The 6,793-nt window shown below is 70.4% G+C and carries 4 protein-coding genes; all 4 read right to left on the reverse strand.

The window, feature by feature from the left end:
* Nucleotides 1–213: 213 nt before the first annotated feature.
* The 4 genes from pknB to AC08OX_RS08035 are packed head-to-tail and all read right to left on the reverse strand — an operon-like array spanning nucleotide 214 to nucleotide 6,786.
* Entirely contained in the window at nucleotides 214–2,244 is a 2,031-nt protein-coding gene (gene pknB / locus AC08OX_RS08020; protein ID WP_476607226.1) for a Stk1 family PASTA domain-containing Ser/Thr kinase, read from the reverse strand.
* Nucleotides 2,241–3,869, reverse strand: coding sequence for a serine/threonine-protein kinase (locus AC08OX_RS08025; RefSeq protein WP_476607227.1), 1,629 nt, complete (start codon nucleotides 3,867–3,869; stop codon nucleotides 2,241–2,243). Before AC08OX_RS08025 ends, pknB begins: the two co-directional genes overlap by 4 nt.
* Nucleotides 3,866–5,308 (reverse strand): peptidoglycan D,D-transpeptidase FtsI family protein, encoded by a 1,443-nt coding sequence (locus AC08OX_RS08030; RefSeq protein ID WP_476607228.1) that lies wholly within the window; start codon nucleotides 5,306–5,308, stop codon nucleotides 3,866–3,868. The genes AC08OX_RS08025 and AC08OX_RS08030 overlap by 4 nt, the downstream gene beginning before the upstream one ends.
* Nucleotides 5,305–6,786 (reverse strand): FtsW/RodA/SpoVE family cell cycle protein, encoded by a 1,482-nt coding sequence (locus AC08OX_RS08035; RefSeq protein ID WP_476607229.1) that lies wholly within the window; start codon nucleotides 6,784–6,786, stop codon nucleotides 5,305–5,307. The genes AC08OX_RS08030 and AC08OX_RS08035 overlap by 4 nt, the downstream gene beginning before the upstream one ends.
* Nucleotides 6,787–6,793 lie beyond the last annotated feature (7 nt).

A 6,793-nucleotide genomic window follows, 5' to 3' on the forward strand; every position in this document is an offset into this window, starting at 1 on the left:
CGGCCGGCGTCATCTCGTCGTTGCGGCGCACGATGCATTCGGTCTCGAGCTGGCCCAGGTACTGGACAAGGTTGAAGACGAACGAGTCGTAGTTGTTGATCACCAGGATGCGCATCAGATCGTGACCTCCCGCGGCATCAGGCACCCTGCCGTGGGCGGCCGCAGTCCCATACTGCCTGAGCAGCCACGACCGCCTCCGTCGGCGCGACGACCTCAGGTGCCGCCACCGCCGGAACCGCCACCGCCGTTGCGGCCGCCCAGCCTCCCCCCCAGGCCGCCCGGCTTCGTCGTGGCCGGTGTCCCAGGGGTGGGATTACCCGTCGGGCTCGGCGAAGTGCTGGTCGGCTCCGTGGTCGGGGTGGGCCCGGTCGGCGTCTCGGTTGGAGTCGGTGGCGCGGTGGTCTGGATCTGCTGGGCGACGGACAGCGTGATGGTCGAACCCCGAGGGACGTTGCCGCCGGACGGGCTCTGGTCCACAACCGTCCCCGGCGCCACGTTGTTGTTCGCGACGGGCTGCTGGGCCGCCCTCAGCCCGTAGCGGCCGAGCTCGGCGGCGGCATTGTCGTACGTGCGGTTGCGCACGTCGGGAACGTTGACGTTCGGGCTGACCACGTTGAGCGTGACCGTGCTGCCGCGCTTGACGGCCGAACCCGCCTGCGGATCGGTGCTGTCCACCGTGCCGACCTTCTGGCTGGTCGGGTTGCCGTAGGCCATCGGGTTCGGGACCAGCCCCAACGCCCGCAGCGCAGCCTCGGCCTCGGCCTGGGTCTTCCCGATCAGGTCGGCGGGGATCTGGACGTCGTCGGCGGCCTTGCCGATCGATAGGGTGATCACCCCCTTGGCGGCGACCTCCTTGCCCTCGGCCGGGTCGACCGCCGTGACCCGACCGGCCAGGTCCGGTGAGTCGACCAGCTTCGTGACCACCTCCCCCCCGAAGCCGGCGCTCTGCAGCCGGGCGCGGGCCTGCTGCTCGTTCTGCCCGACGAGGCCGGTCGGGACGAGGATCTTCTTCGTGGAGGCGGTGTTGTTGCCGGTGCTGAGGAAGGTCGTGGCGAGCAGGACGACGGCGACGAAGACGATGACGATTCCGAGACCCGCGAGGATGTACTTCCACGCCTGGGAACGCTCCTGGTTGGGAACGGCCTGCCGGTCGATGGCCCCGGTCACGTCGTAGCGGTCGAACGGACCGGTGCCGAACCGGCCGTCGTCGTAGGGGACGTCGCGGTAAGTGGTCTGGTCGTCGTCGCGGTAGCGGTCCCGGGTGGGATAACCCGCTCGGTCACCGCGGCTGAGGATCGCCGTGCCGGGCGCAGCCGGGCCGAGGGTGGTGGCGGCCCCGCCCGCGCCACCACCTCCCATCATGGCGTGCACGCGCCGTCCGGCCAGCGCCCGTTCCAGATCGTCGCGCATCTCACCCGCGGTGCCGTAGCGGTCGTCGGCGTCCTTCTCCATCGCCTTGAGGACGATCGCGTCGGCCTCGGGGGAGATGTCGCGATCGTGAGCGGACGGCGGCAGCGGATCCTCCCGCACGTGCTGGTAGGCCACGGCCACCGGGTTGTCCCCGCGGAACGGCGGCGACCCGGTGAGCAGTTCGTAGAGCAGCACCCCGGTGGTGTAGACGTCGCTGCGGGCGTCGACGCGGGCTCCTCGGGCCTGCTCCGGGGACAGGTACTGAGCGGTGCCGATCACCGCCGCCGTCGCGGTCATGGTCGAGGAGGTCGCGGTGGTGGCGCGGGCGATGCCAAAGTCCATGACCTTGACCGAGCCGTCCGGGCTGAGCATCACGTTCGCCGGCTTGATGTCGCGGTGGATGATCCCCATCCGGTGGCTGTAGTCCAGGGCGGCACAGACGTCGGAGGTGATCTCCATGGCGCGGCGTTCGGTGAACCGGCCCTCGGTCTGCAGCGCGTCGCGCAGGGTCCGCCCCTCGATGAACTCCATCACGATGTAGGGGATCTGCGCCCCGTTGATGACGTCCTCGCCCGTGTCGTACACCGAGACGATCGCGGGGTGGTTCAGCGCGGCCGAGGACTGCGCCTCTCGGCGGAACCGGGCGAGAAAGGTGGGATCACGGGCGAGGTCCGGGCGCAGCGTCTTGACGGCGACCTCACGGCCGAGCCTGATGTCACGGCCGCGGAAGACCTCCGCCATGCCGCCATAGCCGATGCCCTCGCCCAGCTCGTAACGCCCGCCGATGATCTGCGGCCCAGCCCCCGGGGCATACATCTCCGTCACGTCGGTCACGAATACTCCCCTGCTGTCGCCCCTCCCGCGCCGGAAATCGCCGACCCGGCGTTACCGCTGACGATTTCATCACCGATTGCGGTTGGGTAGACCACCCTCGGTGGTGTGGTCGCGGAGTTCGATGCGGAATTGCTGCCGGAGAACAACCTGTTGGTCGCGAATGCGACGATCACCACGGTGAGGATCAGCAGAATGATCAGAAGTGGCAGTGGCAGGGCGGGACGGGAGGCCGCCTTCGGCCGGTGCCGTCGAGCGGCTCGCCCCTCCCAGCCCGGCCGCAGATCATCCGGGCCGTCCGGGCCGGACGGATCTGGGGGGCCGCCGGGGGTACGGGCCCACGGCGGCGGACCCGGGTGGTAGGCGGTGCCGGGATCGCGGGGGCCGCCACGGTCCGGCGTCCCGTAGGCCGAGCCGCCGTATGCCGGCTCGGGGCCACCGTACGCCGTGTCGGGGCCGCCGAAGGGCGGGCTGTGCAGGGCCGTTGCAGGTACGTCGGGTCCGCCGAGCATGGCTTCCGGGCTATCGGGAACCGCCTGGGCGTTGTCCGGCGGAGCGCCGGTGCGCCCCGGTCCACTGGTGCGACCGGACGGTGGCGGTGCGGCCACCCAGGACGGTGGCCGGGTGCGCGAGGTGGATCGGGGCGGGCGAGCGGCGGCACCGGCGGGCGGGAGGACGGCGCCCGGCCCCGGATGGCGGGCGGTCGCGTCCGGTGCGCCGGGCCAGCGCGCAGGCTCCGGGCTCCACAGACTGCGCCGGATCCCGGCCGCCGAACGCGCGAATGCCCCCGCCGAACTGGGCCTGCGCGCGGGGTCCTTGGCCATCGCCGAGTCCACCAGGGCCCGTACCTGGTAGGGGATGTCGGTCGGTAGCGGGGGCGGGGTGTCCTGCTGGTGGGCCATCACGACCACGATGGGGTTGCGGTCGTCGAAGGGGCGGCGACCGGCGAGGCACTCGTACGCGACGACGCCGAGCGAGTAGACGTCGCTCGCCGGTGTCACCGGACGCCCGGACGCCTGCTCGGGGGACACGTAGTAGGCCGTCCCCATCATGATGCCGGTGGCGGTGAGCGGCGCGGCGTCGACCGCGCGGGCGATCCCGAAGTCGGTGACCTTCACCGCGCCGTCCGGGCGCAGCAGCAGGTTGCCGGGCTTGACGTCGCGATGGACCACGCCGAGGGCGTGCGCGGCCTGCAACGCGTCGGCCGCCTGCCCGAGGATGTCCAGCGTGCGTTCCGGGGACAACCGTTTCTCCCGGTGCAGCGCGGCGGAGAGGGGTTCCCCCTCCACCAGCTCCATGACCAGGTAGGCGGTCGGGTAGTCGTCGGCGGTCGCGACCTCGCCGTAGTCATAGACCGAGGCGACGCCCGGGTGTGACAGCCGGGCGGCATGGCGGGCCTCGCCGCGGAACCGCACCAGGAACGACTCGTCGCTGGCGTACTCCGGGCGCAGCAGTTTCACCGCGACGGGGCGGCCGAGGGTCTGGTCCAGGCCACGCCAGACCTCACCCATGCCGCCGGCGGCGATCCGCCCGTTCAGGCGGTACCGGTTGTCGAGGACGGTGTTCGGCGACGCGGCGCCGGCGAAGGGCTGCGACGGGGAGATGGGATTGCCCGGGGAGTTGTTCATGGCTTGTCCAATGCGGCCTGTATGACCTGTTTCGCGACGGGGGCGGCGACGGCACCACCGGTACCCAGCTCGCCGCCGCCGTCCTCGACGATGACGGCAACCGCGATCTTCGGAGCGTCCGCCGGGGCGAACCCCACGAACCAGGCGTGCGGCAGGCTGGTGCCGTGCTCGGCGGTCCCCGTCTTCCCGGCGACGGCGACGCCGCCGATCTGCGCCCGCCGACCGGTCCCCGACGTCACCACGCTTTCCATCATGGTCGTGAGCTGGGCGGCCACCTCGCGGCTCACCGGTTCACCGAGTTTCTTCGGCTCGGTTTTGCTGATCCTCTTGAGGTCCGGGCTGCGCAGTTCGGACACGAGATAGGGCTTCATCTCCGTGCCGTCGTTGGCGATCGCCGCGACCACCTCCGCCATCTGTAGGGGCGTGACCCGGACGTCGTACTGGCCGATCGCCGACTGCGCGGTCTGCGCGGCGTCGAGCTTGGCGGGGAAGACGCTACGGGCCTGCTGCAAGGGGAAGTCGGGGAAGGTCGCGTTCAGGCCGAAGGCCTCGGCCTGAACGCGCAGGGTGTCGGCACCGAGATCGATACCGAGCTGTGCGAACGCGGTGTTGCAGGAGATGGCGAGCGCGTGAATGAGGGTGTCGGTCTCGCCGTCGCCGCAGCGTTCGCCGCCGAAGTTCGGCAGCCGCACGGTGCTCAGTGGGAGCGGTAGCTCGTCGGGTGCCGCGACGCGAGTGTCCGGCGTCCTGCCTTGTGACAGCGCGGCGGCGGCGGTGATGAGCTTGAAGGTCGAACCGGGCGGATAGGTCTGCTGGGCTGCCCGGTTCAGCAGCGGTTGATCTGGATTGCCCGACAGCAGCCCATAGGCATTGGCTGCGGCCTTCTCATCATGGGCCGCCAGCGCGTTCGCGTCGTAGGACGGGTTGGTGACCATCGCCAGGATCGCGCCGGTCGACGGCTCGATGGCGACCACCGCGCCCTTGCGGTTGTCGAGCGCCTCCGCCGCCGCCTTCTGGACGGCGGGGTTGATCGTGGTGACCACGGAACCGCCGCGCCGCTCCGCGCCGGTGAACAGGCCGGTCACCCGGCTTGCGAGCAGCCGGTCGTCGTCTCCGGACAGGAAGACGTCCTCGGACCGCTCCAGGCCTGCCGCCGTGAACAGCGTGTAGTAGCCGGTGACGTTGGAGTAGAGCTGCCCGGCCGGATACTGCCGCTGGTACTTGTACTGGTCGTTCGACGGCACCGAACGTGCGATCTCCACGTCACCGGCGACGATCGCGCCCCGCTGTCGTTCCAGGCGCTCGGTGATCTGACGCCCGTTCGTCGGCTGGGACTTGAGGCTGCCCGCCTCGCCCACCTGGAGCCAGTTCGCGTTCACCAGGAGCGCGGCGAAGAGGAGCATGCAGGCGACGGCGACCTTGCGCACCGTGCGGTTCATGTCGTCTTCACCACCTGGGTGGGACTCTCGGCAACCGCGCCCGGGTCGAACAGGGGGGCATCCGGCACCGGTTCGGGTGCGCGGCGGGCGGCGTCGCTGACCCGCAGCAGCAATGCGATGATCGCGGCGTTGGCCACGATGGACGACCCGCCGTAGGAGACGAACGGCAGCGTGAGCCCGGTCAGCGGGATGAGCCGCATGACCCCGCCCACCTGCACGAACACCTGCAGCGCCAGGGTGAAGGACAGCCCGGCCGCCAGCAGTTTGCCGAACGGGTCCTTCGCGCCGAGGGCCGCGCGCATCCCGCGCAGCACGACCAGGGCGTACATCATCAGGATGGCCATGACGCCGGTGAGACCGAGCTCCTCACCGAGGCTCGCCATGATGAAGTCGGTGTTCGCGAACGGCACCTTCTGCGGGTGCCCCTCCCCGAGCCCCGTACCGGTGATGCCACCGGCGGCGAAGCCGTAGAGGCCCTGCACGAGCTGGTACGACGTGCTCGACGGGTTGTCACCGTCGAAGGCGTGCAGCCAGCCGTCCACCCGGACCTGGACATGGCTGAACATGCTGTGCGCGATCACGGCACCGAACAGAAACAGCACGAAGCCGACCAAGAGCCACGATGCCCGCTCGGTGGCGACGTAGAGGACGACCATGAACATTCCGAAGAACAGCAGGGACGAGCCGAGGTCCTTCTGCACGATCAGGATGCCCAGGCTCGCCAGCCACGCCACCAGTACCGGCCCGAGGTCGCGGGCGCGCGGGATCCCCATCCCGAGAAAGGAGCGGGAGGCCACCGAGAGGACCTCGCGTTTGTTGACCAGATAGCCGGCGAAGAAGATCAGAAGAATGATCTTCGAGACTTCGCTCGGCTGGAAGGAGAACGGCCCGATCCGCAGCCAGAGGCGCGCGCCGTTGATGGTCGCGCCGATGCCAGGCGCGATCGGCAGCACCAGACCGACCAGACCGACCAGACCGGCCGTGTAGGCGTACCGGGCGAGCGAGAGATGATCGCGTACCAGCGCCAGCACCAGGATGAAGACGATGACCGCCAGCAGGGTCCAGACGAGCTGCGTCTGCGCGGCACCGGGCGGAATGTGGGTTCCCGCCCGCTCGGCGGCATCCGCCTTGGCGAGGTCGAGCCGATAGATCATGACCAGGCCCAGGCCGTTGAGCGTGACGACGACCGGGAGCAGCACCGGATCGGCGGCCGGCGCGAACCTGCGTACCGCCAGGTGGGCCAGCGCCCACAGGCAGAAGAAGCCGAGACCGATGGAGAAGATCCCGAGCGAGACCTGGCCGATGTCGGCGAAGGTCAACGCGACGAGCGCGCTGGTCGCGAGCACGCCGGCGAAGATCATCAGGATGAGCTCCCGGCGCCGGTAGGGCGGGAGGTTGGTGCCGGTGGGCAGGGGGAAGCCGGCGAAGGTCGCGGTGAGGTCCGCCGACCTCGGCCTGCGCAGCGGAGGTAGGGGGATCGGCGGG

The organism is Frankia sp. CoBUL1, from assembly GCF_978021245.1.

Bases quoted from the DNA above. Each gene is read 5' to 3' on its own strand.
- AC08OX_RS08025 (WP_476607227.1), bottom strand. From the start codon at position 3,869: ATGAACAACTCCCCGGGCAATCCCATCTCCCCGTCGCAGCCCTTCGCC.
- AC08OX_RS08030 (WP_476607228.1), bottom strand. From the start codon at position 5,308: ATGAACCGCACGGTGCGCAAGGTCGCCGTCGCCTGCATGCTCCTCTTC.